Source organism: Mycobacterium sp. E796 (genome assembly GCF_001672815.1).
Classification (GTDB): domain Bacteria; phylum Actinomycetota; class Actinomycetes; order Mycobacteriales; family Mycobacteriaceae; genus Mycobacterium.
Genome location: NZ_LZKK01000199.1, coordinates 1 through 855 on the forward strand (window position 1 = coordinate 1; position 855 = coordinate 855).

The following is an 855-nucleotide window of genomic DNA, read 5'->3' on the forward strand; positions in this document are numbered from 1 at the left end:
GCGTATGCCGGCGCGGAGGCCGCCAACGTCACGTCGCTGATCAAGCCCTTGACAGCAATTGGGGCCCCGATTGCCGCTGCTGCCACAACCGCCCAGTCGACATTAAATGATTTGATAACAAATGTAGTGACGAATACTGTCTTTGTTCTAGGTGCCGCCGCCGTGGCCGGCTTCGTCATTGGTTTTCTTTCTTGGCTCATGGCAGATCTCGTCGTACTGTACTTCGCGTCCGCTGCGGCAAACATCATCCAATCGTTCCCGTTCTACGGCTTACTATTGAACGTTTTGACCGACGCGATAAACCCATTACTCACGGCGTTTCCCGTTGTAGGCCAGCTCGTTTCAGCCGGCACTCAATTAGTCCAGTCGTTCACCACTGCGTTCTTCTGGCCGGCGAATCTGACAGTACAAATTCTCCGCGCACTATCCGCCTTGGTGAACCCGCTGGGCCAAACAACGGCCTCCTAACATCCAATCTTTGGCCCTTCTCAGCAGCCGGGTGTCTCACCGACTCCTGTTCATCGGGACGCAGGAAATCCGAATCGAGGTCTACGGGAGCCCTCGGGGCCGCCCAGAGGCGCGCCTCGCGCCCCTGCTGACCCGCCGACACAGACGCCGCCGCACCTGACCGTGACTCTGCGGCCTCGGCCCACGCCTTTGTGGCGCGGGTCGCCGCGTTAAGGGGATTCAACCTCTAGCCGTGCATCCGGCCGTTACGCCGCACGCTGGGGCGGCCCCGACGCCCCTGCCTGACGTCGCCAGCGCCGGGCGACGCGTGCATGATTTTAGGCCCGACCACAGAGGGCGAAAGTCCCTATTTGGATTTGCCGGCTCGCGGTGAAGATCCTGTCCTAC

1 protein-coding gene is annotated in these 855 nt (G+C 60.6%); it reads left to right on the forward strand.

What is annotated here, in order from left to right; all coding sequences use genetic code 11:
• Positions 1–468, forward strand: a 468-nt coding sequence (locus tag A5706_RS33645) for a hypothetical protein (RefSeq protein WP_197517837.1), incomplete at its 5' end; no start/stop codon positions are given.
• Positions 469–855 lie beyond the last annotated feature (387 nt).